The 21,803-nt window shown below is 70.0% G+C and carries 24 protein-coding genes; 8 read left to right on the forward strand and 16 right to left on the reverse strand.

Annotation, left to right across the window (positions count from 1 at the left end):
- The 3 genes from VE172_RS08265 to VE172_RS08275 form a co-directional block, all read right to left on the reverse strand.
- A partial coding sequence (locus tag VE172_RS08265) for an adenosine deaminase family protein (RefSeq protein WP_324799743.1) occupies positions 1-838 on the reverse strand: 838 nt, incomplete at its 3' end.
- Between the two features lie 40 nt (positions 839-878).
- A complete protein-coding gene (locus tag VE172_RS08270) occupies positions 879-1,550 on the reverse strand; it encodes a response regulator transcription factor (RefSeq protein ID WP_324799747.1) in 672 nt (223 codons plus the stop codon).
- Positions 1,547-2,746 carry a sensor histidine kinase gene (locus VE172_RS08275; RefSeq protein WP_324799750.1) on the reverse strand — a complete coding sequence of 400 codons (1,200 nt, stop codon included), beginning with the start codon at positions 2,744-2,746 and terminating at the stop codon, positions 1,547-1,549. The genes VE172_RS08270 and VE172_RS08275 overlap by 4 nt, the downstream gene beginning before the upstream one ends.
- Positions 2,747-2,878: 132 nt before the next feature.
- Here VE172_RS08275 and VE172_RS08280 point away from each other — a divergent pair, with 132 nt between their 5' ends.
- Both VE172_RS08280 and VE172_RS08285 read left to right on the forward strand, forming a co-directional pair.
- Positions 2,879-3,793, forward strand: a complete 915-nt coding sequence (locus VE172_RS08280; protein ID WP_324799753.1) for an ABC transporter ATP-binding protein — start codon at positions 2,879-2,881, stop codon at positions 3,791-3,793.
- Complete coding sequence (locus VE172_RS08285; protein ID WP_324799756.1) at positions 3,790-4,584, forward strand: ABC transporter permease; 795 nt, start codon at positions 3,790-3,792, stop codon at positions 4,582-4,584. The genes VE172_RS08280 and VE172_RS08285 overlap by 4 nt, the downstream gene beginning before the upstream one ends.
- Here VE172_RS08285 and VE172_RS08290 read toward each other — a convergent pair.
- Positions 4,581-5,267, reverse strand: coding sequence for a TetR/AcrR family transcriptional regulator (locus tag VE172_RS08290; RefSeq protein WP_324799759.1), 687 nt, complete (start codon positions 5,265-5,267; stop codon positions 4,581-4,583). The two genes, VE172_RS08285 and VE172_RS08290, sit on opposite strands and share 4 nt — an antisense overlap.
- A gap of 70 nt (positions 5,268-5,337) precedes the next feature.
- On the opposite strand from VE172_RS08290, the gene VE172_RS08295 reads away from it, so the two are divergent.
- On the forward strand, positions 5,338-6,525 hold the full coding sequence (locus VE172_RS08295; RefSeq protein ID WP_324799762.1) for an FAD-dependent oxidoreductase: 1,188 nt from the start codon (positions 5,338-5,340) through the stop codon (positions 6,523-6,525).
- An 18-nt stretch (positions 6,526-6,543) separates the two neighbouring features.
- Here VE172_RS08295 and VE172_RS08300 read toward each other — a convergent pair whose 3' ends face one another.
- The 8 genes from VE172_RS08300 to VE172_RS08335 all read right to left on the reverse strand — a co-directional run bounded on the left by VE172_RS08300 (position 6,544) and on the right by VE172_RS08335 (position 14,209).
- A complete protein-coding gene (locus VE172_RS08300) occupies positions 6,544-6,849 on the reverse strand; it encodes a thiamine-binding protein (RefSeq protein WP_324799764.1) in 306 nt (101 codons plus the stop codon).
- 11 nt (positions 6,850-6,860) lie between these two features.
- Positions 6,861-7,715: an aldo/keto reductase gene (locus tag VE172_RS08305; protein ID WP_349258305.1), complete on the reverse strand. Its 855-nt coding sequence runs from the start codon at positions 7,713-7,715 to the stop codon at positions 6,861-6,863.
- A 146-nt stretch (positions 7,716-7,861) separates the two neighbouring features.
- Positions 7,862-8,866, reverse strand: coding sequence for a DUF998 domain-containing protein (locus VE172_RS08310; protein WP_324799769.1), 1,005 nt, complete (start codon positions 8,864-8,866; stop codon positions 7,862-7,864).
- A gap of 23 nt (positions 8,867-8,889) precedes the next feature.
- Positions 8,890-10,086: an ROK family protein gene (locus VE172_RS08315; RefSeq protein WP_324799771.1), complete on the reverse strand. Its 1,197-nt coding sequence runs from the start codon at positions 10,084-10,086 to the stop codon at positions 8,890-8,892.
- Complete coding sequence (locus VE172_RS08320; RefSeq protein ID WP_349258306.1) at positions 10,083-11,327, reverse strand: sugar ABC transporter permease; 1,245 nt, start codon at positions 11,325-11,327, stop codon at positions 10,083-10,085. Before VE172_RS08320 ends, VE172_RS08315 begins: the two co-directional genes overlap by 4 nt.
- A 116-nt stretch (positions 11,328-11,443) precedes the next feature.
- Entirely contained in the window at positions 11,444-12,247 is an 804-nt protein-coding gene (locus tag VE172_RS08325; protein ID WP_324799775.1) for an ATP-binding cassette domain-containing protein, read from the reverse strand.
- A 63-nt stretch (positions 12,248-12,310) separates the two neighbouring features.
- Positions 12,311-13,381, reverse strand: coding sequence for a sugar ABC transporter substrate-binding protein (locus tag VE172_RS08330; RefSeq protein WP_324799778.1), 1,071 nt, complete (start codon positions 13,379-13,381; stop codon positions 12,311-12,313).
- Between the two features lie 213 nt (positions 13,382-13,594).
- Positions 13,595-14,209, reverse strand: coding sequence for a TetR/AcrR family transcriptional regulator (locus tag VE172_RS08335; RefSeq protein ID WP_324799781.1), 615 nt, complete (start codon positions 14,207-14,209; stop codon positions 13,595-13,597).
- 45 nt (positions 14,210-14,254) lie between these two features.
- Here VE172_RS08335 and VE172_RS08340 point away from each other — a divergent pair, with 45 nt between their 5' ends.
- On the forward strand, positions 14,255-14,737 hold the full coding sequence (locus VE172_RS08340; RefSeq protein WP_324799783.1) for a hypothetical protein: 483 nt from the start codon (positions 14,255-14,257) through the stop codon (positions 14,735-14,737).
- 10 nt (positions 14,738-14,747) lie between these two features.
- Positions 14,748-14,900 carry a hypothetical protein gene (locus tag VE172_RS08345; protein WP_324799785.1) on the forward strand — a complete coding sequence of 51 codons (153 nt, stop codon included), beginning with the start codon at positions 14,748-14,750 and terminating at the stop codon, positions 14,898-14,900.
- 174 nt (positions 14,901-15,074) lie between these two features.
- On the opposite strand, the gene VE172_RS08350 is transcribed toward VE172_RS08345, so the two are convergent.
- Positions 15,075-15,653, reverse strand: coding sequence for a TetR/AcrR family transcriptional regulator (locus tag VE172_RS08350; RefSeq protein ID WP_324799788.1), 579 nt, complete (start codon positions 15,651-15,653; stop codon positions 15,075-15,077).
- A gap of 108 nt (positions 15,654-15,761) precedes the next feature.
- Between VE172_RS08350 and VE172_RS08355 the strand changes: the two genes are divergently transcribed.
- Positions 15,762-16,901 carry an FAD-dependent oxidoreductase gene (locus tag VE172_RS08355; RefSeq protein ID WP_324799791.1) on the forward strand — a complete coding sequence of 380 codons (1,140 nt, stop codon included), beginning with the start codon at positions 15,762-15,764 and terminating at the stop codon, positions 16,899-16,901.
- Here VE172_RS08355 and VE172_RS08360 read toward each other — a convergent pair.
- A complete protein-coding gene (locus VE172_RS08360; protein WP_324799793.1) occupies positions 16,898-17,800 on the reverse strand; it encodes a LysR family transcriptional regulator in 903 nt (300 codons plus the stop codon). The two genes, VE172_RS08355 and VE172_RS08360, sit on opposite strands and share 4 nt — an antisense overlap.
- Positions 17,801-17,875: 75 nt before the next feature.
- Between VE172_RS08360 and VE172_RS08365 the strand changes: the two genes are divergently transcribed.
- Positions 17,876-18,829 (forward strand): threonine ammonia-lyase, encoded by a 954-nt coding sequence (locus VE172_RS08365; protein ID WP_324799796.1) that lies wholly within the window; start codon positions 17,876-17,878, stop codon positions 18,827-18,829.
- Between the two features lie 37 nt (positions 18,830-18,866).
- Here VE172_RS08365 and VE172_RS08370 read toward each other — a convergent pair whose 3' ends face one another.
- Complete coding sequence (locus VE172_RS08370; RefSeq protein WP_349258307.1) at positions 18,867-20,306, reverse strand: amino acid permease; 1,440 nt, start codon at positions 20,304-20,306, stop codon at positions 18,867-18,869.
- 165 nt (positions 20,307-20,471) lie between these two features.
- Positions 20,472-21,113: a class I SAM-dependent methyltransferase gene (locus tag VE172_RS08375; protein WP_324799800.1), complete on the reverse strand. Its 642-nt coding sequence runs from the start codon at positions 21,111-21,113 to the stop codon at positions 20,472-20,474.
- A gap of 57 nt (positions 21,114-21,170) precedes the next feature.
- Here VE172_RS08375 and VE172_RS08380 point away from each other — a divergent pair, with 57 nt between their 5' ends.
- The gene (locus VE172_RS08380) at positions 21,171-21,797 is read left to right on the forward strand and encodes a TetR/AcrR family transcriptional regulator (protein ID WP_324799803.1); all 627 of its coding nucleotides are present in this window, start codon (positions 21,171-21,173) and stop codon (positions 21,795-21,797) included.
- The last annotated feature ends 6 nt before the right edge of the window (positions 21,798-21,803 follow it).

A 21,803-nucleotide genomic window follows, 5' to 3' on the forward strand; every position in this document is an offset into this window, starting at 1 on the left:
CGTCGGTGTTGATCGACACGGGCACGCCCGCGGCCACCATGTCGATCAGCGGGTGCGCCTCGATGTCGTCGACCACCCGGGTGGCGATGTTGGACGTCGGCGACACCTCGAGCGGAATCTGGTGCTCGGCAAGGTATTCCAGCAGCCTCGGGTCCCGGGTGGCCGAGGTGCCGTGGCCGATCCGCTCGGCGCGCAGCTCGGTGATGGCGTCCCAGATCGTCTGGGGCCCGGTGGACTCGCCCGAGTGGGGGACACTGTGGAGTCCCGCGGCGATCGCGAGGTCGAAGGCGGGCTTGAACGGCGGTCGCGGGTACCCGATCTCGGGCCCGCCCAGGCCGAAGCTCACCAGGCCGTCGGGGCGCAGATCCACGGCCATGCGGGCGGTCTCGGCGGCCGCGTCCTGCTCCAGCTCGCCGGGGATGTCGAAGCACCAGCGCAGCACCACGCCGAGCTCCTTCTCCGCGGCGCGCCTGGCGTCCTCGATGACCTCCATGAACGCCTGCTCGGGAATGCCGCGCCGCGTCGAACTGATCGGCGTGATCGTCAGCTCGGCGTAACGGATGTTCTGACGCGCCATGTCGCGGGCGATCTCGTAGGTCAGGATCCGCACGTCCTCCTCGTCCCGCACCAGGTCCACAACGGACAAATACAGCTTGATGAAGTGCGCGAAGTCCCGAAACGTGAAGTACTCGGCCAGCGCGGTGGGGTCGGTGGGCACCGACGAGTCGGGGTGGCGCGCCGCCAGATCCGCCACGATGCGCGGGGACGCCGAGCCGACATGGTGGACGTGCAGCTCGGCCTTGGGCAGGCCCGCGATGAATTCCCTCAGATCGGTCATGGCTTCCCGTTCGACGCAGGTATGGGCGGATCGCGCCATGTTATCCGCGCGCGTCGGAACGGCTCGGCGACACCAAACCCGTCTCGTAGGCGGCGATCACCAGCTGAGCTCGGTCGCGAGCCCCCAGCTTCGCCAGCAGCCGCCCCACGTGGGTCTTCACCGTGGCCACACTCACATGAAGCCGCGCGGCGAGCTCGGTGTTGGACAGCCCCGCCGCGATCAACGCCAGCACCTCGCGCTCCCGGTCGGTGACGCCGTCGAGGCGGACGTCGCGGGCCACGGCCCTGGCGGGACGCCGCGTGAACTCCGCGATCAGGCGCCGGGTCACGGTGGGCGCCAGCAGGCTCTCGCCCGACGCCACCACCCGGATCGCGCGCAGCAGCTCGGCGACGGGGGCGTCCTTCAGTAGGAACCCGCTGGCGCCCGCCCGCAGGCTGGCGTAGACGTACTCGTCCAGGTCGAAGGTCGTCAGGATCAGCACCCGGACCCCGGGCAGCTCGGCGCAGATCGCCCGCGTCGCCGCGATGCCGTCCATTTCGGGCATGCGGACGTCCATCAACACCACGTCGGGGCGCAGGGCCCGCGCCGCCTCCACCGCCGCCCTCCCGTCGCCGGCCCCGCCGACGGCCGACAGCCCGTCCTCGGAGTCGATCAGCAGCGAGAAACTGCCGCGCAGCAGCGCCTGATCGTCGGCGATGAGCACCTTGATCACGTCATCTCCTTGTCCCGCAATGGAAGCGTCGCCTCGACCACGAAACCGCCGCCGTCGGCGGGTCCCGCGTGAAACCGTCCGCCGAGCAATCCCGCGCGCTCGGCCATCCCGATCAGGCCGTGTCCCGCCGATTCGCCGTCCGGCGACCGCCACCCGTGCCTCGGGCCCGCGCCGTCGTCGCGCACCGCGATCCGCACCCGCGCGTCGTCGGCCTCCACGGTGATCCGGCAGTTCGCGGGCCCCGCGTGCTTGACCACATTGGTCACCGCCTCCTGGGCGATCCGGTACACCGACAGCCCCACCCCCGACGGCAGGTCCTCGACGCCCCGCGCGTCGAGGCTCGCCGCCACGCCCGCCTGCGCCGCCCGCCGCACCAGACCGGGCAGCTCCGCCACCCCCGGGGCGGGGGCCAGCTCCGTCTCGGCGTCGTCCCTTTCGGACCGCAGGACGCCGAGGATCCGCCGCATCTCGCCCAGCGCGCCCCGGCTCGTCGACTCGATCACCTCCAGAGCGCGGTGGGCCTCGGCGGGGTGCCGGCGCGCCACGTGATTGGCCACCGCCGCCTTGACCGCGATCAGGCTCATGCTGTGCGCCACCACGTCGTGCAGCTCCCGCGCGATGTGCAGCCGCTCCTCGGCCAGGAGGTTCTCGGCGTGGCGCTCGGCCGCCCGCCGCGCGTGCGCCCGCCGCTCCCGCAGCGCCTGGCCGACCGTCCAGGTGCCGCCGAGCACCACCGCGCCGATCAACACCTGCCCCAGCACCTCGGTGCGGATGTCCGTCGTGCCGCCCATGGACAGCACCAGGAGGCCGAACACCGTGGCAACGCCGACGACCGTCGCCGACAGCCCGCGCAGCCGCCGCGTCGTCAACGCCACGGTGTACAGCGCGAAGGCCGTGGCGGAGAAGGAATCCCGCACCATGGTCACCGCGAGGGCCGCCAGGCTCGCGGCCATCACGACCGCCAGCACCGTCCGCGGCCGCACCCGCCGCGCCGCCAGCGGCAGGCTCATCGCCGCCACGATCACCGCCTCCGCCCACGCGGGAGCGTCCGCCAGCAGCCCGCCGCGTTGGTGCACACCGAACGACGCCAACACCACCGCGAAGACCGCCGCGGCGGCGCAGTCCAACCCGATGAGCTGGCGCCGTGACAGCCGCCGCGACAACAGCGGCACGTCGGGGTCGTCGGGATCGGTCACCCCCACACGGTATCCGCGCAGCTCACCGACCGCCTCCTCCCGAGGCACGTCATACCCGGGTCTGACGCGCCCGCCCGATTCCCGACCGCGCTCCGATGCGCGGATGCGCGCCGGCACCCAGGCTTGGGCGGCATGATCGACGTTCGTCACCTCACCAAACGCTTCCGCGCCAAGGCGGCCGTGGACGACCTGTCCTTCGCCCTGAAACCGGGCACGGTCACGGGATTCCTCGGCCCCAACGGGGCGGGCAAGACCACCACGATGCGCATCATCCTGGGCCTGGCCGCCGCGACCTCGGGCGATGCCCTGGTCGACGGGCGACCGTACCGCTCGCGGCGCCGCCCGATGCGCGACGTGGGCGCCCTGCTGGACGCCTCCGCGGTCCACCCGGGACGCAGCGCCCGCAATCACCTGCGCGCCTTGGCGTACACCAACCGCATCCCCGCCCGCCGCGCCACCGAGGTGCTGGATCAGGTCGGTCTGTCAGACGTCGCCCGCAAACGCGTCGGTTCCTTCTCGCTGGGGATGAAACAGCGCCTCGGCATCGCCGCCGCGCTGCTGGGCGACCCCGCCGTCCTGATGTTCGACGAACCCGTCAACGGCCTGGACCCCGACGGGGTGCGGTGGATCCGCGAACTCATGCGGTCCCTGGCCGCCGAGGGGCGGACCGTGTTCGTCTCCAGCCACCTGATGAGCGAGATGCAGCTCACCGCCGACCGCCTCATCGTCATCGGGCGTGGGAAGCTGCTGGCGGACACCACGGTGGAGGAGCTGTCGGCGCGCCACGACCGCGGCGTGCTGGTGCGCACTCCGCAACACGCGGACCTGTTGGCCGCCTTGGACAACACCGCCGCGACCGTGACCCTCGGCGACGACGGCGCGCTGACCGTTCGCGGCCTTGACGTCGCCGCCATCGGCGACCTGGCCGTCGCCCGAGGCATCGCGCTGCACGAGGTCACCCGCCAGCGCGCGTCCCTTGAGGACGCCTACATGGCCCTGACGGCCCAGAGCCTCGAGTTCCACGCCCCCAAGGAGGACGCCGCATGATCGGCGCGCTGCACAGCGAATGGACGAAGCTCCGTTCGGTCCGCTCCACGATGTACGTCCTGCTGGCGATCGCCGCGGTCCTGGCGTTGCTCATGGTGTTCGAGTTCTACGCCGTGGGCATCTACGACGACGCCTCGGCCGCGCACCGCGAGACCTTCCAGATGGCCCGCGCCGACGACGTGCTGTTCACGGTGCTTCAGCTGTGCGCGGCGATCGTGGGCACGCTCGCGGTGACGAGCGAGCAGTCCACGGGCATGCTGCGCACCACGTTCGCGTCGGTGCCGCGGCGCGCGGTCGTTTTGGGCGCCAAGGCGATCGTGGTGTCGGCGTCGAGTGTGGTCGGTGGCCTGGCGTTCATGTACGTCGCGTTCTTCGGCAGCCTCGCCGTGGTGGGGGATCGGCACATCAGGGACTTCGCGGGTCCGCTGTCGGACGAGATCCCGAGGATGCTGCTGTACGCGGTCCCGTTGCTGGCCTTCGCGTTGATCGGCCTGGGTCTGGGCGCGGCGCTGCGGTCGACGGCGGGCGGCATCACCGCGGTGGTCCTGGTGACGCTGATCGTGCCACGCATCCTGGTGATGGTCCCCTCGCCGTGGAACGCGCGGATCGGCGCGTTCCTGCCCGAGGACCTGCTCCTGCGCCTCCAGGGGCACCCGCAGATGTCGGTGGACCTGAAACACGCCGATCCCGGCTTCACCCTCTCGCCGACGGGGGCGGGCCTGATCCTCGCCGCGTACGGCATCCTCGCCGTCCTGATCGGGACGACGCTGGTGTCGCGAAGGGACGCCTAGGCGGCTTCGAGGCCGTTCAACAGGTGCTCCATGCCCTGAGAAAACGATCGTTGGTGGCGGTCGGCGCTGTGCGGTCCCTCGGCCTCCACCATCGTTCGGATCAGGTGGGGATACCGTCCGCCGGCGATGATCGCGTCGCCGTAAGCCCCCTGAGCGTCCATCCAGGACTGCGGGTCGTATCCCGCGCCGCGCTCGGACAGTTCCCACATCACGGCGCCGAACACGAACTTCATCACGGTCGACGCCACGGTCAGCATCTCGTCGGCGTCCCGGCCGCGATCGCCCACGATGGACAACCATGCCTCCGACCACCGCAACGCGCCCGGCCCGATGCGCGGCCTGGCCATCATGGCCTCGGCCAGCCAGGGCCGCTCCAACATCATGGCGCGGGCGTGTTCGGCCAGCACCCGCAGGTCGGCCTTCCAGGCGCCCGAGGGTCCGGGTGGCTCGTCCTCGCGCAACACCTTGTCCACCATGAGATCGAGCAGCTCGTCCTTGCTCTTCAGGTAGCGGTACAGGGAGGTGGTGCCCGCGTTGAGCTCGGCGGCCACGCGGCGCATCGACACCGCGGCGATGCCCTCGGCGTCGGCGATCCGCACGCCGGCGCCGGCCACGGCGTCCCTGCTGTGAGCGGGACGGGGCCCGTAGGCGGCGGCCTCGGGACGTCCCCAGATCGGTTCCATTGCGAACATTGTACGCAGTGATGTATCGTCGAGGACTGCGAACACCGTTCCCTGGTTTGAGGAGATGCTGATGGATGCCGATGTCATCGTGGTGGGCGGCGGGCCCGTGGGCCTGATGCTGGCCGCCGAGCTGCGGTCGCGCGGGGTGGGCGTGCTGGTGCTGGAGCGCGACGCCACCGCCGGCACCGCGCGCAAGCGGGGCTTCATGGGCATGCGCTCGATCAACGCGCCCAACGCCGACGCCTTCGCCCGCCGGGGCCTCCTGGACGCGGTGCGCGACGCGGCGCTGTGGTGGATCGACCCCGACACCACACTGGACCCCGACGCCTTCATCGGGCACTTCGCGGGGATTCCGCTGAGCGCCAAGAAACTGGCCGACATGCCCAGCCCCCCGATCCCCGCCAACGGCGCGGGCGCCATCGCCACCGCCGATCTCGAGGAGATCCTGGAACGCCGCGCCCGCGAACTCGGCGCGCGGGTGCGGCGCGGCGGCGCCGTGACGGACTTCGACGCCACCGACGACGGCGTCACCGTCCACGTGGCGGACGCCTCGTACACCGCGCCCTGGCTGGTGGGCTGCGACGGCGGGCGCAGCACGATCCGCAAGCGCGCGGGCTTCGCCTTCCCCGGCGCCGACGCGGAGTTCGTGGGCCGCGTCGCCACCGTGGACTTCGCCGAGCCCGACACGCTGGATCCCTGCGGCTGGGTCCAGACCGACCACGGCAACTACACGCACTTCCCCGAGGGACGGATCCACACCGTCGAGTACGGCCCGATTCCCGCCGACCGCGACGCCCCCGTCACCCCCGCCGAAATGACCGCCAGCCTGAGCCGCGTGCTGGGCCGCGACATCACCGTCACCAAGGTGCACATGGGAACCCGCTACACCGACGCCACCCGACAGGTCGAGACCTATCGATCGGGCCGCGTCCTGTTGGCGGGCGACGCCGCCCACATCCACTCGCCCGCGGGCGGCCAGGGCCTCAACCTCGGCATCGGCGACGCGGTCAACCTGGGCGCCAAGCTGTCGTCCGTCGTCAGGGGAGACTCCGACGCGGGCCTCCTCGACGCCTACACCGCCGAGCGCCACCCGATCGGCGCCTGGGTCCAGGGCTGGAGCGCCGCCCAGACCGCCCTCGGCCGCCCCGATCCACGCTCCCGCGCCCTGCGCGAGGTGGTCAGGGACCTCGTGAACACCACCGAGGGAACCCTGTACGTGCTCAGCCAGATCAGCGGCGCCGATCGGCCGCCCGAATAATGCGGGCGGCCGATCGCGTCAGGTCTGGCCGAGGTGTTCCTCGATGGTCGCCACCTTCGACTCCATCCCCTCGGCGCGACCGGGGAAGTAGTCGATCTTGATGACCGCGCTGGCGCGCGGGGCGGCGTCGGCGACGGCCTTGATGGCGCGGTTGACCACCTCCATCACCTCGTCGTAGCTGTCGCCCTCGACCGTGGTGAACATCGCGTCGGTGCGATTGGACAGTCCCGATTCGCGCACGACGCGCACCGCCTGCGCGACGGCGGCTCCGACGTGTTCGTCGCCGCCCATGGGCGAGACGCTGAATGCGACGAGTACGGACATGATTGCTCCCCTTAAGACGGTGTCGGTTTGACGGGACCGATCCAGCGTGCCTCGGGATCGGGGCCCGTGCGGGTGTCGGTGTTGAGCGCCTCGATGCGGTTCATATCCTGTTCGGACAGTTCGAAGTCGAGGACGTCGAAGTTCTCGGCGATGCGCGACGGCGTCACCGATTTGGGGATCACCACGATGCCCGACTGGAGATTCCAGCGGATGATCACCTGGGCGGCGGTCTTGCCGTGGGCGGCGGCGATCTCGGCGAGCGCGGGTTCGTCCAGCAGCTTCCCGTGTCCCAGCGGGCTCCACGACTGCGTGACGATGCCGTGGTCGCGGTGGTAGGCGCGCAAGGCCCGTTGGGTGAGCCACGGGTGCAGCTCGATCTGGTTGATGGACGGGATCACCCCGCACTTGTCGCGCAGCTCGTCGAGGCGGTGGGCGTTGAAATTGGACACCCCGATGGCGCGGGTGCGACCCTCGGACCACAGCCGCTCCAGGGCGCGCCATGTGTCCACATAGGCTTCGCGGGCGGGGTCGGGCCAGTGGATCAGGTAGAGGTCCACATAGTCCATGTCGAGGCGCTTCAGGGACAGGTCGAACGCGCGCAGCGTGGAGTCGTAGCCGTTGTCGGCGTTCCACACCTTGGTGGTGAGGAAGACGTCCTCGCGCCGCAGCCCCGACTCGGCGACTGCCCGGCCCACGCCGCGCTCGTTGCGGTAGTAGGCCGCGGTGTCGATGGCGCGATACCCCGTCTCGAGGGCGCACGCCACGGCGCGGGCGGCGTCATCGTTGTCGCGCACCAGGAAGACGCCGAAGCCGAGTCGCGGCATGACGACGTGGTCGTGCAGGGTAACGGTGGGCACCTGCGGCACATGTCCTCCCTAGGACGGCTCGGGTCAATCGTCGCGCCCAGCATGCCCGCCGTGCTGACCTTTCGGAAGAGTTTGTGCCGCGATGCTCAATGGACCCGCCCCGTGACTCGGGCGGCGGGGAGGTGTGGAAATCTCAGGAAAGGGGATCAGGTGTCAGTGGGGGACAGGCGCGCGACGCCGCGAATCGCGAACGCCAGCAGGACGACCGCGGCCAACGCGAAAACCGTGCTTCCCGCCAGCGCCAAGCCCTTCGACATTCCCATCTGGCTCGAGTGCGTGAAGCCCACCCACGCGTAGGTCAGCAGCGCGCCGCCCGCCGCGCCGAGGGTCTGGCCGCGACCCCAGTAGCGTTCCCGCGTCGTCCACATCCCGAGCGCCACCACCGCCGCGACCAGCACGCACCAACCCAGCACCGGCAGCCACGCCCACGCGTTCTCGGGCACCAGCCAGTCGCGCGCCCAGTACACACTGGACGCGACGAACGCCACGGCGCCCACCAGCCACGGGTTGACACCCGTCGACGCGTCCACGTTCGACGGTTGGGGGCGTGGCAGCGCGAGGGCCGCCGCGACGAGCGCCGCGATCATCACGACCGCGACGCCGAACTGCCACGCCGAGGCCATGTAGTGAAAGGCCAGGTAGTTGAACCCGCCCATCATCACCGAACCCAGCACGAAGATCACGGCGGTGACGCCGATCCCGATCCCGCCCAGCCACGGGCGATCCCGCCGTCGGGCGAACGTCTCCACCAGCGCGATCGGCACGCAGATCGACCACACCGTGTGCATCGACAGCACGTCCTGAAGCAGCGCGACGCTCGTGCCCAGCACCGGGACCTGGGTGCCCGCGTAGGCCGCGCCCATGTCGAACCCGCCATAGTTCGGGTTCCACAGCATCTGGTCGATCGGGCCCTCCTCGAGGATGGCGTAGGCGGCCGCCAGCGGGATCATGGTCGGCCAGCCGCGCCCCAGGCGCCGGGCCACCTCGCGGATCAGCAGCGCGCCGCCCCCGTACATCGTGGCGTACAGCGGCAGCTTCGGCAGCTCGGTGATCGGCTGGTTGCCGAGCAGGAACTCGCCGACGAGCGGCGCCAGCAGGAACAGTCCCATGGAGAGCCCGAGACGGGCGAGAAGGGGCGGACGATCGGTCATCCCGAAAGAATACGGGGTATGCCTCAGGCGGCCAGGGGATTGGCGAGCAGGCCCTCGAAGGCCAGCTCGGCCGCGCCGATCAGCGCGGCGTCCTCCCCAAGGGACGGCGTGCGCAGCTGGAGGTGCTCGCGGCACACCGGCAGCGCCAGGCCGTTGAGCCGGGAGCGCACCGCCGCGGCGGCCACCAGGTAGATGTCCCGCAGCGTCCCTCCGAACAGGACCATCTCGGGGTTGAAGATGTTGACGAGATTGGCCACCCCGAAACCCAGCCAGTCGCCCACCTGCCGGGTGGCGGTCTGGGCGGAGGCGTCTCCGCGGCGGGCGGCGTCCACGACCGCCAGCACCGCGTCGCGTCCGCTGAGGTGCTCGCGGCCCGCCGCGCGCATGATGGCGCCCTCGCCGATCTCGGTCTCCCAGCAGCCCTGGGAGCCGCAGCCGCACTTGTGGCCGCGCGGGTGCACCACCATGTGGCCGACCTCGCCGCCGTAGCCGCCGTGCCCGGTGACCCGGCGGCCCCCGGCGATGATGCCCGCGCCGATGCCGACGTCCCCGTACAGGTAGATGACGTTGTCCAGCCCGGCCGCCGAGCCCCGGGTGTGTTCGGCCAGCGCCGACAGGTCGGCGACGTTGCCGAGGCTGACGGGCGCGTCGTAGCGCAGCTCGGCCTTCATCGCCTCGGCGAACGGCTGGTCCTCCCAGCCGACGTGCGGGGCGAGGCGGACGGCGCCGTCGGCGCGCCGCACCATCCCGCACACCGCCACGCCGCATCCGATGTAGACGGACTCGGCGGGGACGTGGCGGTGCATGTCGTGCACCAGTTCCGCCAGCGGCGCCGCCGCCTCGGCGGCCTCGTGCTCGCGCTCCCGGGGCGCCTCGCGGCGATCCAGGATCGCGCCGCCCAGCCCCACCCGCGCCGCCCGCACCCGGTCCACCTCGACCGACAGCGCGTAGACGTACCAGCGCTCCGACTCCGGACTCACCACAAGGGAGGGACGCCCGGCGCGCGATCGCGTGGTGTCCTTGGGAACCTCCTCGCTGACCAGCCCCGCGGCGATCAGCTCGGCGGTGAGCGCCCCGATGGTGGAGCGGTTCAGCCCCAGATCGGCGGTGAGCTCGGCGCGGGAGGCGGCACCCCGCATGTGGACGTGCCGCAGCAGCGCGCCGAGGTTCTGCCGTCGGATCTCCTCCTGGCTGGGACTCGAGCGGCGCGGGGTGGTCAACGGTTGCCCGTCGCCGTGGCGCGGCGCCGCGACAGGGCGTCGACCCCGGCGGCCAGCAGCAGGACGCTGCCGGTGACCACGTACTTGACCCCGGAGCTCAGACCGAGCAGCCCCATGCCGTTGATAATCACGGCGACCACTGTGCCACCGATGACCGCGTTGACTACGCGGCCCTTGCCCCCGAAGAGACTGGTGCCACCGATGACGGCCGAGCCGACCGCGTACAGCAGCACGTTGCTGCCACCGGTGTTCGGGTCGACCGATCGGGCCTCCGAGGCCGCCACGATCCCGCCCGCGGCGGCCATGGTCGAGCAGATCACGAAGGCCAGGATCTTCACCCGGTCGACGTTGATGCCGGCGCGCAGCGCGGCCTCCCGGTTGCCGCCCACGGCGTACAGGTGGCGCCCGAAGGCGGTGCGGCGCAACACGAACGTGCCGACGATCAGCAGGATCGCCACCAGCGGCACCGCGTACGGCATGCCCTTCAGCGAGGTGATCACGGCGTTGCGGCTGCGCTCCAGGTTGAGGACGAACACCGCCGCGCCCAACAGCACCGCCAGCCCGCCGACGCGCAGCAGCACCAGCGCCAGCGGCTCGGCCTCCAGGCCCTGCGACTGCCGGCCGCGGCGCTGCCACAGCTGCGCCGCGGCGAATCCGGCCACCGTCAGCACCGCCAGTCCCCAGCCCACCAGCGGCGGAACGTATCCGTTGTTGATGGACACGACGACGTGGTCGCGGATGGAGATGTTGGTGCCCTCCTTCAGCAGCATCAGCACCACGCCCTGGAACGCCAGGAACGCCGCCAATGTGACCACAAAGGAGGGAATCTTGACCTTGGCGACCAGCACCCCGAGCGCCAGGCCGATCGCGGCGCCGGTGACCAGCGCCGCCAGCACCGCGACGTACCACGGCAGCCCGAAGGTGGTCAGCGCGATGGCCAGCACGGCGGCGCACACGCCGCTGGCGAAGCCCGCCGACAGGTCGATCTCGTTGGTGAGCAACACGAACACCAGACCCATGGCGATCAGCGTGACCGCGGCGCCCTGGGTGGTGAGGTTGGCGAAGTTGCGCGCCGAGAAGAAGACCGGGCGCAGCACCGAGAACACCCCGCACAGCACGATCAGGCCGGTGATGGCGGGCAGCGAGCCGATGTCGCCACCGCGCACCCGGCCCCAATAGGAACCGACATATTCGGTGAGGGTGCGGCGGGTGTCGGACCACCAGTCGCGCGTCCGCCTGATCGCGCCGAAGAACCAGCGTCGCAGTACAGACAGCACGGTGCGGAAGAACCCGCCGCCCTCCGATGGATCCGCTGTGGACTCGGATGTCCGTTCATTCGAGGCATTGGTGGGCGCGCTCATAGTGCAGTTCCATTCAGTCCGTAGTCCGAGGCTGTGTCGCTGTCGGCTGCCTGGCCGAGCTGGCCGCTGCGTCCGGAGGTGATCAGCTCGACCACCTGGGTGTGCGAGGTGTCGGCGGTGGCGACCTCGGCCACCATGTGTCCAAGGTAGAGGGCCGCGATGCGGTCCGACACGGCGAAGACGTCGTTCATGTTGTGGGAGATCAGGACCACGGCCAGGCCCTTGTCGGCCAGGCGGCGCACCAGCTCCAGCACCTGCGCGGTCTGGGCGACGCCGAGCGCGGCGGTGGGCTCGTCCAGGATCACCAGCCTGGAGTTCCACAGCACCGCCTTGGCGATGGCCACGGTCTGGCGCTGGCCGCCGGAGAGGCTGGACACGTGCTGGCGCAGGGAGTTGACGGTGCGCACCGACAGCCCGTCCAGCGTCTTGGCCGCCATCTGTTCCATGGTGGACTCGTCGAGGACGAGCCGGGAGCGGCGCTCGCGGCCCAGGAACATGTTCTGGACGATGTCCAGGTTGTCGCACAGCGCCAGGTCCTGGTAGACGACCTCGATGCCCAGGTTGGCGGCGTCCTTGGGGCTGGCGATGGACACCGCAGAGTCGTCGAAGCGGATCTCGCCGGCGTCGGGCGAGTGGATCCCCGCCACGCATTTCACCAATGTGGACTTTCCGGCTCCGTTGTCGCCGACCAGCGCGGTCACCTGGCCGGCGTACACCGACATGTCCACTTTGTGGAGTACCTGGACCGAGCCGAAGCTCTTGTCGATGCCGCGCAGCGCCAGAAGCGGGGGTGTTGACACGAATCCTCCTAGGGGAAGCCCGGTGCGGCGCGTGGGTTTGGCGCCGCACCGGGAAGCGAAGTATCAGCCGATTCCGGCCGTGCCACAGGCCTTGGCGAGATCCTTTGTGCACAGATCCTTGGCGTCGACGTAACCGTCGTCCACGACGTCGGAGACGTTCTTCTTCGTGATCGACTGCGGCTGCAGCAGAATGGACGGTGTCTTGTGTCCGCTGTCGGGGTCCTTGACGGTCTCCTTCAGGTGCTCCTTCTTGCCCTTGAACAGGTCGATGGCAAGCTTGGCGGCGGCGTCGGCCTCCTGCTTGACCGGCTTGTAGACGGTCATGCACTGGTCGCCGGCCAGGATGTCCTGCAGGCCCTGGACGGAGGCGTCCTGCCCGGTGACCGGGACCTTGCCGTTGAGCTTGTTCTTGTCCAGCACGGAGATCGCCGCATGGCCGAGGTTGTCGTTGGCGGCCAGGACGCCGTCGATCTTGTTGTCGTTGTCGGTCATCATCTGTTCGAAGATGGTGCCCGCCTCCTTGGCGTCCCAGTCGGGAACATCCTGGTCGGCGTCCTTGCCCTTCTTGTACTCGCCCGACTTGTACTTCGGCTTCAGCACCGAGTCGTAGCCCTGCTTGAAGAGGGTCGCGTTGTTGTCGGTGGCGGAGCCGTTCAGCTCGGCGATGGTCGGCTTCTTGGCGTGCATCGCGTCCAGACAGTCCACAAGGCCCTGGCCCTGCAGCTTGCCCACCTCGACGTTGTCGAAGCTGACGTAGTAGTCGGACTTGCCGCCGATGGTGTAGCGGTCGTAGTCGATGGTGGCCACGCCCTGGTCGCGGGCCTTGGACACCACGGCCTTTCCGGTGCCGGAGTCCAGGTTGACGATCATCAGGACCGTGGCGCCGTTGGTGATCATCTGGTCGGCGATGGTCTGGAAGTCGGTTTTGGAGTTCTGAGCGTTTTGGATGTCGTAGTCGATGCCCGCCTTCTCGAAGGCGGCCTTGAGGTACTTGTGGTCGGCGGTTTCCCAGCGGGGCGAGCTCTTGCTGTCGGGCAGGATCACCCCGATCTTGGGCTTGGCGTCCTCGCCGCAAGCGGTGAGACCGCCGATGGCCAGCGCCGCCGCGGCGATGGCGCACAGGAACCTGCGCATAGCACAGTCCTTTCTGGAGGGTACTCGGTGATCGATGTGGGGCATGCCGGGCGGATCGCGAAACCGCGCCGGCGATCAAGACCGTCTTGAGGTTTTGTTGTGTCCAGCAACATATCGACGCGGAGGGGGTGAACGCAAGCATTCAGCGACATAAATTTGTTGTCTGCGGTAACAATTTGGCAAAACGCCGGAAATCTCGGCGCCCCAAGGAGTTCAGCGGGGCAGCCCGATCAGCCCGCGAACGGCGCGTTCGGTGAGCTCAACGTCGTGGGGGGCGTGGCCGGCGAGCTGGATGACGACACCCTCCAGGACGCCGAGGTAGGCGGCGGCGATCTCCGGGACCGGTGGGCCGTCGCCGATCGCGCCGCTGGCGCGGGCGGCGGTCAGCCGGGCCCTGGTGTCGTCGGACAGGGGCCTGACGATGTCGTGGAGGGCGCGGCCCACCGGGTGGTGCCGCCCGGCGAACTCGATGCGCAGCGTCATCAACACCCGCGCGACGTCGCGTCGACAGTAGACGGCGTGACCGCGCGCCACCGCCAGCAGCTGCTCCACGGGGTCGTCCAATGCGGCGGCAGGGGCCCCGACCTCGGCGGTCCAGGTCTCCCCGACCCACCGCACCACCTCCAGCGCCAGCTCCTCCTTGCCGGAGAACTGGTGGTACAGGGCGCCGCGGGTGTAGCCCGCCTCGGCGGCCACCCATGCCAGCGCGAGCTTGCCGTAGCCGAATGTGGACAGTCCCCGGGCGGCGGCTTCCAGCAGGGCGTCGCGGGTCCGGGCGCGGCGGTCGGCCTGGGTGCGGCGCGGCGCGGGCGAGGAGGTCGAGGTCACCTCGCCATCCTACATACATACACGAATGTATGTTAGTTTTCGAGCATGGACACCACGCGAACCACCGTCCGAGAACTCACCGACATCCCCGACACCCTGCGCGGGCTCGTCAGCATCGACGCCGACGCCGTCGACGTGTTCACCCTGACGGCGCCCGACGCCGGCCACTACACCCCCGAGCAGTGGGCCCGCTGCGCGTTCGAGCAGGTGGCGGGCCGCAAGGGCCAGCTGATGTGGCGGCTGCTGCTTCGCCTGCGGCTGCGAACGAATCCCCGCAACATCGCCGGATGGATCGTGGACGGTCGCGGCGACGGCTGGCTGCGGTTGATCGCCTCGGGCCCGTCGCGCACCGGCCAGCTCGTGGTCGCCGTCGACGGCGAGGAGGTGTCGCTGCTGACGGCGGTGCGCCACGACCGGCCGCGCGCCGAGCGCACCTGGCAACGCCTGTCGCCCAAGCACAAGACCGTCGCCCCGCGCCTGCTGAGCATCGCCCACACGCGACTGGCTCGGGGGCTCCCGAACGGGTAGAACCGTCCGAATGGACACCGTCGTCTTCGTGCACGGCCTCGGATCGCGCTCGCGCGCCCGACAAGCCCGGCGCGACGGCCTCGGCGACCGCTTCGACACCGTCGCCCCTGAGCTGCCCGCCTTCGCGCGGGCGCGACGCACCATCGCGGCAAGCCGACCCTGATGGCGGCGCTCAGGATCCTGTCACGACACAATCTCGTCGACGACATCACAAGCGTCGCCGCGCGAACGCCGGTCACTGTGGGGGACAACGACAAACCCAACATGGCGCCGGGCACCGGTGGAACAGCCGGTCTCCCGAGCTGTTCAACGACACCGTCGCCGGGTTCGTCGGCGATCACGCGCCGGGGTGGGCCCGCGACCAGCCGTCCTCCAGCAGCGCGAAGATCTGGTCCATCACCTCGGCCGTGGGGCCGAAGCGGCGCATCAGGACGCGCGACTCCAGGGCGAAGTGCGCCAGGGCCGCGCAGGTGACGTCGTCGGCGGGCGCGCCCACCTCCTCGGCGATCGCCTCCGCGACCGCGGTCTCGTGGCGCATCCACATGCGGTGAAAGTGCTCGCGCAGCGTCTTGGTCTCCTCCACCAGGTTCATGAACTCCATGCGCTTGTCGAAGGATGGCGGCGCGGAGCGGGCGATGTGGGCCCGCAGCGACTGGAGGATCGACATTCCCTCCGGCCGGTCGCGCACCGCCGACACCAGCTCGGCCTCGATGTCGGCGTCGCGGTCGAACAGCAGGGATTCCTTGCTGGGGAAGTGTTTGAACAGCGTGGTGACCGCGACGTCGGCCTCCTCGGCGATGTCCTTGACGCTCACCTGGTCGTAGCCGCGTTCCATGGTGAGGCGCAGGGCGGCGTCGGCCAGGGCCTGGCGGGTGGCGGCCTTCTTGCGCTCGCGGCGTCCGATCGGTTCGGTCATGGTGCACATCCTAGCAATGTGAAGTCGATTTAAAAGTGTAGTCATTGCACTTTTGAAGTAAGTGTGCTTTTATTGCCGAGACCGACCCGATCCGAAGGGACATCCGACATGAACTCACCCCGCATCGCCATCGTGGGCGCCGGCATCGGCGGCCTCGCCTGCGCCCGCGTCCTCGACCTGAAGGGCCTGCGCGCCACCGTTTTCGAGCGGGAGGACTCCGCCGACTCCCGTTCCCAGGGCGGCAGCCTCGACATGCACTCCGACACCGGCCAGGCCGCCCTGCGCGCCGCGGGCCTGCTGGAGCGCTTCCACGAGCTGGCGCGCCCCGAGGGCCAGGAGGGCCGGACACTCGACCGCGCCGCCACCGTGCTGCGCCACCACGTGCCCGGTCCCGACGAGCGGGACACGCCCGAGATCGACCGGGGTCAGTTGCGCGGTCTCATGCTTGAAACCCTGCCGCCGGGCATGGTCCAATGGGGACGTGGCGTGGACGGCGTGACCGCGGTGGACGGCGGCGCCCGCATCGCCTTCGCCGACGGCACCACCGCCGACTTCGACCTGGTGATCGGCGCCGACGGTGCCTGGTCCCGGGTGCGCCCGGCCGTGTCCGAGGCCACGCCGATCCACACCGGCGTCAACTTCGTCGAGTTCTCCTTTGACGACGCCGACCGCGCCCACCCCGACCTGGCCCGCATGGTCGGTGGCGGGACCATGACCGCCCTGGCGCCCAACCGGTGCATGGCCATCCAGCGCAACAGCAACGGCCACCTGCGGGTTTACGCCGCGTTCTGGGACGCGCCCGACTGGCACGCCGCCGCGGGGATCGACATGGGCGACGCCCGGGCGGTGCGGTCCCACCTGCTGACCGTCTTCGAAGGTTGGGACGACAGGCTGCTGGACTTCGTGCGGCGCACCGAAAGCGGCTTTATCAACCGTCCGCTCTTCGCGCTGCCCGCCCCGCACGACTGGAGCCACGTACCCGGCGTCACCCTGCTGGGAGACGCCGCGCATCTGATGCCCCCGCTGGGAGTCGGGGCCAACCTGGCCATGCTGGACGGCACGGATCTCGCGGCGTCCATCGCCGCGGCATCCACCGTGGACGAAGGCGTGCGCGTCTACGAGGACCTCATGCTGCCGCGCGCGGGCCGGGCCGCCAAGCTGGTCGGCGACGGGCTGCGGGTGATGCTGGGACCCGAGGCGCCCGAGAGCGCGCTGCGTTTCTACGACCAGATGTCCGCCGAGGACTAACGCGGCCATCGCACCGGTCGCCGGGCGATCGCGGCGACCGCGTCCACAAAGGCCGCGACCGGGGCCGGGGTCGGGGTCCCGCCGACCGCCGCGACCACGTGGCGGTGATCGGCGGGCAGCCGGTCGATGCGCACCCCGGGGTGCCGATGCGCCCGCAACGCCAGCCCCGGCAGGGTGCTCACTCCGATCCCGGCGGCCACCAGGGCCTGCGTCGACATGTAGTCGTCGGTCTCGAAGCCGACGTCGGGAACGAAGCCGTGCCGCGCGGCGGCCCGCAACAGATGGGCGCGGCAGCGGTCGCACCCGGCGTTCCACCGCTCGCCGGCGTAGGTGGACAGATCCGCGCGGTCGCCGCCGAAGCGGCGCCCCGCCGGCGTCACCACGTACATCGGCTCCGACAGCAGCGGCGTCACCACGAGCCGGTCGAACTCCGCCGCGGGTCCGTCGTCGTGGTGGAAGGCCAGGGCCACGTCCACCTCGCCGCGCCGCAGCCGGGCCAGCGCCTCGGGCGGCTCGGCCTCCGTCAGCGCCAGGGCCACCTCGGGGTGCTCGGCGCGAAACCGCTGCGCCGCGCCGGGCACCAGCGTGGCCAATATGGACGGAAAGCCCGCGATCCGGATCGACCCGGCCCGCAGCTCGGCGTGCGCCGACAGCTCCTCGCGGGCGGCGTCGATGCGCCCCAGGATCTCCTCGGCGCGGGTGGCGAAGGCCCGCCCGGCGTCGGTGAGCCGGATGCCGCGGCCCACGCGCTGCACCAGCGGCACCCCGGCGTCGCGCTCGATGCGGGCCAGGTGGTGGCTCACCGACGGCTGGGCGAAGTGCAGGGCGCCGGCCGCGGCCGTGATCGAGCCCTCGCGGGCGATGGCCGCGAAGACGCGCAGCCGGGTCTCGTCGAACATTCATCGATGTTATCTATCGATTGATGGGAAATCCGCATTTGTCCTATGCGACGAGGTGGCGCAGACTCTCCAGGCATGGAACCCACCATCACCGACATGCTGCACGCCGCCCGCCGCATCGCGCCCCATCTGTCCGCCACACCGCTGCTCAACCACCCGGCGCTGGACGCCGAGACGGGCGCGCGGGTCTTCGTCAAGCACGAGAACCTCCAGCCCACCGGGGCGTTCAAGGTCCGCGGCGGCATCAACCTGCTGTCGCGAATGGACGAATCCGAGCGCCGCGCCGGGGTGGTGGGCTACTCCACCGGCAACCATGCCCAGTCGCTGGCCCACGCCTCGCGGCTGTTCGGCGCGCCCTGCCGCATCGTGATGCCCCGCGACCCCAATCCGGTGAAGGCCGCCGCCGTCACCGCGCTGGGCGCCGAGCTCATCGAGCACGGGGCCGTCTTCGACGACACCAAGGCCCGGGCGTCCGAGCTCGCCGAACACCACGGCGCCCGTCTCGTGAGCGCCGCCAACGAACCCGATCTGATCGCCGGGGTCGGCACCCTGTACCTGGAGCTGCTGGCCGCGCGCCCCGAGATCGACGCGATCCTGGTCCCGGTGGGAAGCGGCAGCAGCGCCGCCGCGGCGTGCCTGGCGGCGGAGGCGCTGAGTCCCGGCTGCCGGGTGATCGCCGTGCAGTCGAGGCAGGCGTCGGCCGCGCACGACTCGTTCCGCGCCGGCGAGCTCGTGGACCGTCCGAACCAGACCGTCGCCGAGGGATTGGCCACGGGCTCGGGATTCGAGCTGCCGCAGGCCATCATGCGTAAACGGCTCGACGACTTCGTGCTGGTGGACGACGCCGAGATCCGAGCCGCCCAGTGGACGCTGATGCGCACCGCCCACACCGTCGCCGAGGGCGCGGGGGCGTGCGCGCTGGCGGGGCTGACCGCCCTGGGGGAGCGGCTGGCGGGAGCGACGGTCGCGATCGTGTGCAGCGGCGGCAATGCCAGCCCCGCCGAGCTGCGCCGGGTGATCCCGGAATGAGAAGTGGGAGGGGCTTTCGCCCCTCCCACCAGATGACTTACTCGGCGTCCGGCACCGTCGGTGGCGGCACCTCGGCCGCGTGGTGCTTGGAGTTCGGGTTGAGCAGGGAACTCTTGCGGCTGTAAGCGAAGTAGATGATCAGGCCGATGACGAACCAGATCGCGAACCGCAGCCAGGTGAGCGGCTGCAGGTAGGTGATCAGCCAGATCGACGCGATGGCGCCGATCGCCGGCACCACGGGCATGCCGGGCAGCTTGAAGGTGCGCGGCAGGTCGGGTCGCTTGTACCGCAACACGATCACCGCGATGCACACCACGAAGAACGCCAACAGGATGCCGATGTTGGTCAGCTCGGCGGCCTCCCCGATCGGCACCACCCCGGCGATCAGCGCCGACACGATGCCGACGATCCAGGTAGCCAGGGTCGGCACCCGGTGCTTGCGGCTGGTCTTGGCGAAGACTTTGGGCAGCAAGCGGTCCCGGCTCATCGAGTACCAGACGCGGGTGACGCCCAGCATGAAGGTGAACAGCACCGTCAAGATGCCGATGATGGCGCCGACGGCGATGATGCTTCCCAGGCCCGGCAGCCCCACCGACTTGAACGCCGTCGAGAAACCGGCATTGGGATTGATCTCGGTGTAGTACTGCATGCCCGTCAACACCAGGCAGGCCAGCACATACAGCACCATCGAGATGGCCAGCGAGTAAATGATCGCCTTGGGCATGTGTTTGCGCGAGTCCACCGATTCCTCCGCGGCGGTGCTCATCGCGTCGTAGCCGAACACCGCGAAGAACACGATCGCCGCGCCCGACATGGTCCCGGCGAACCCGTGCGGGAAGAACGGGTGGTAGTTGCCGGTGTTGATGAAGAAGACACCGACCACGATGACCAGGAGCACCAGTGCGATCTTGACGCCCACCACGATGGTCTCGAAGCGCGCGGCGGCCTTGATGCCCCGGGTGAGCAGGAACGCGATGAACAGACACAGAATGATCGCGAACACGTCGACGCGGTGCCCGTTGGTCGGGTCTGTCGGGTCGTAGGCGCCCATCATCCACGGTGGCAGGTTGATGCCGACGGCTCCCAACAGATAGCCGAAGTATCCGGAGATGCCGATGGCGACCACCGCGACGATCGCGGTGTACTCCAACAGCAGATCCCAGCCGATGAACCAGCCCGCGAACTCGCCGAGCACGGCGTAGCCGTAGGTGTAGGCCGATCCCGCCTTGGGAATCAGGCCCGCGAACTCGGCGTACGAGAAGGCCGCCGCGGCGCTGGCCACACCGGCGATGAGAAAGGACGCTAGGACAGCGGGGCCGGCGTTCTGGTTGGCCACCTTCCCGGCCAGCGCGAAGATCCCGGCGCCGATGATGCCGCCGATGCCGATGGCGGTCAGCTGCCACAGCCCCAGCGTGCGTTTCAGGCCGCCGCCGTGGTCCTCCTCCTCGATTTGATCGATTGGCTTGCGCCGCACCAAGGTGGACCAAAAACCACCTGGCGATTCGGTAGTAGTCACCAGTCTCTCCTACTCGACAGGCAATACGGGCACATGCGAAGCGCCCTCATGTTAGCGGCTGACACAACAAACGGGAGGGTCGTCGCGCTTCGGTATCCGTGAATGTTTCGAGGTCCACGCCTTTATTCAGTGTTTGATCGCCCGAACCAGCACGCCACGCTTGGTCAACCACAGTGGAAGCGACGCACGGTCGGCGCGTTCGGACGGAATGTAATTGTGACGACAATACGCCCGAACCTCCTCTCGGGTGCTCAGCGGAAAGAACTTCTGATCCCAGTGCCGCGCGGTGACGTCGTCGAAGACCGACTCCACTATCGACACCGCGTCCTCGGCGTCGAATGTCGACGGCTCGTGGCCCTCGGGAACGATCTCCGGGTCGTTGTCGCGCGCCGCGCAACACGCGTAGTACCGTCCGCCCGGGCGCAAGACGCGGTGGGCCTCGCGGATCGCCGACGCCGGATCGTCCAGGTGGTACAGACACCACAGGTGGGTGACCTCGGCGAAGCTGTCCGAGGCGAAGGGCAGGCGGCGCATGTCCGCGCGTGTGACGGGACGGTGGGGGTTGTCGGCCAGCTGGGCGGGCGAGTTGTCGACGCCCACCCACCTCACCCCGGGACCGAGCAGCGACGCCAGCCTGCCCTCCCCGCAGGCCACATCCAGCACCGGCCCGCGCAGTTCGGGCGCCACCAGATGATGAACGTCCTGTGGGGACTCCCAGGATCGCCAGCGGTCGGGGTCGGAGTCGTAGTCGGGGCGCAGCACTGACATGTGCGCAGTATTTCACGACGCGAATCTCCGAATATTCCAGTTGATGGAAACTTCCACATGATGTATGTTTCCCGCATGGACGAGTCGCGGCGCGACCGAAAAAAGCGCCTGACCAGGCATCGCATCGTGATGACGGCGATCAGGCTTTTCGAGGAGCGGGGGTACGAGGAGACGACGGTGGCGCAGATCGCCGCGGCGTCCGACGTCGACCCCAAGACCTTCTTCAACTACTTCGGCAGCAAGGACGAGGTGTTGTTCGTCGGCAGCGAGGCCGACTTCGACGTGTTGCTCAACGCCATCGCCGAACGCCGTCCACAGGAGAGCCCGGGGGAGGTGCTGCGGCGGGCGGTGCGGGCGTACGCGACCCATCGCCGCCCCCAGGTGCCCCCCAAGGAACCCGCCGAGCTGTCGGCGGTGGCCCGGCTGGTCCACGCCAGCCCGGCGCTGCAGGCCAAGGGCGCCCACGTGGCGCTGCGCCTCCAGCGGCGGATCGCCGAGGCCCTGTCGCGGGAGTTCGGCGACCGCCTGGACCCCATCACCGCCGCGGCCATGACCGGCGCGGTGCTCGGCGCCATCGAGCAGGCCACGTGGGCGTCCATCCAACTCGGCCAGACGCAGCAGCAGCTGTGGGAGGCAGCCGATCGCGCCCTCGACATCGCCACCCGCGGCCTCAACGAGCTGTGACCACAC

Source organism: Stackebrandtia sp. (assembly GCF_035643755.1).
Taxonomy (GTDB): domain Bacteria; phylum Actinomycetota; class Actinomycetes; order Mycobacteriales; family Micromonosporaceae; genus Stackebrandtia.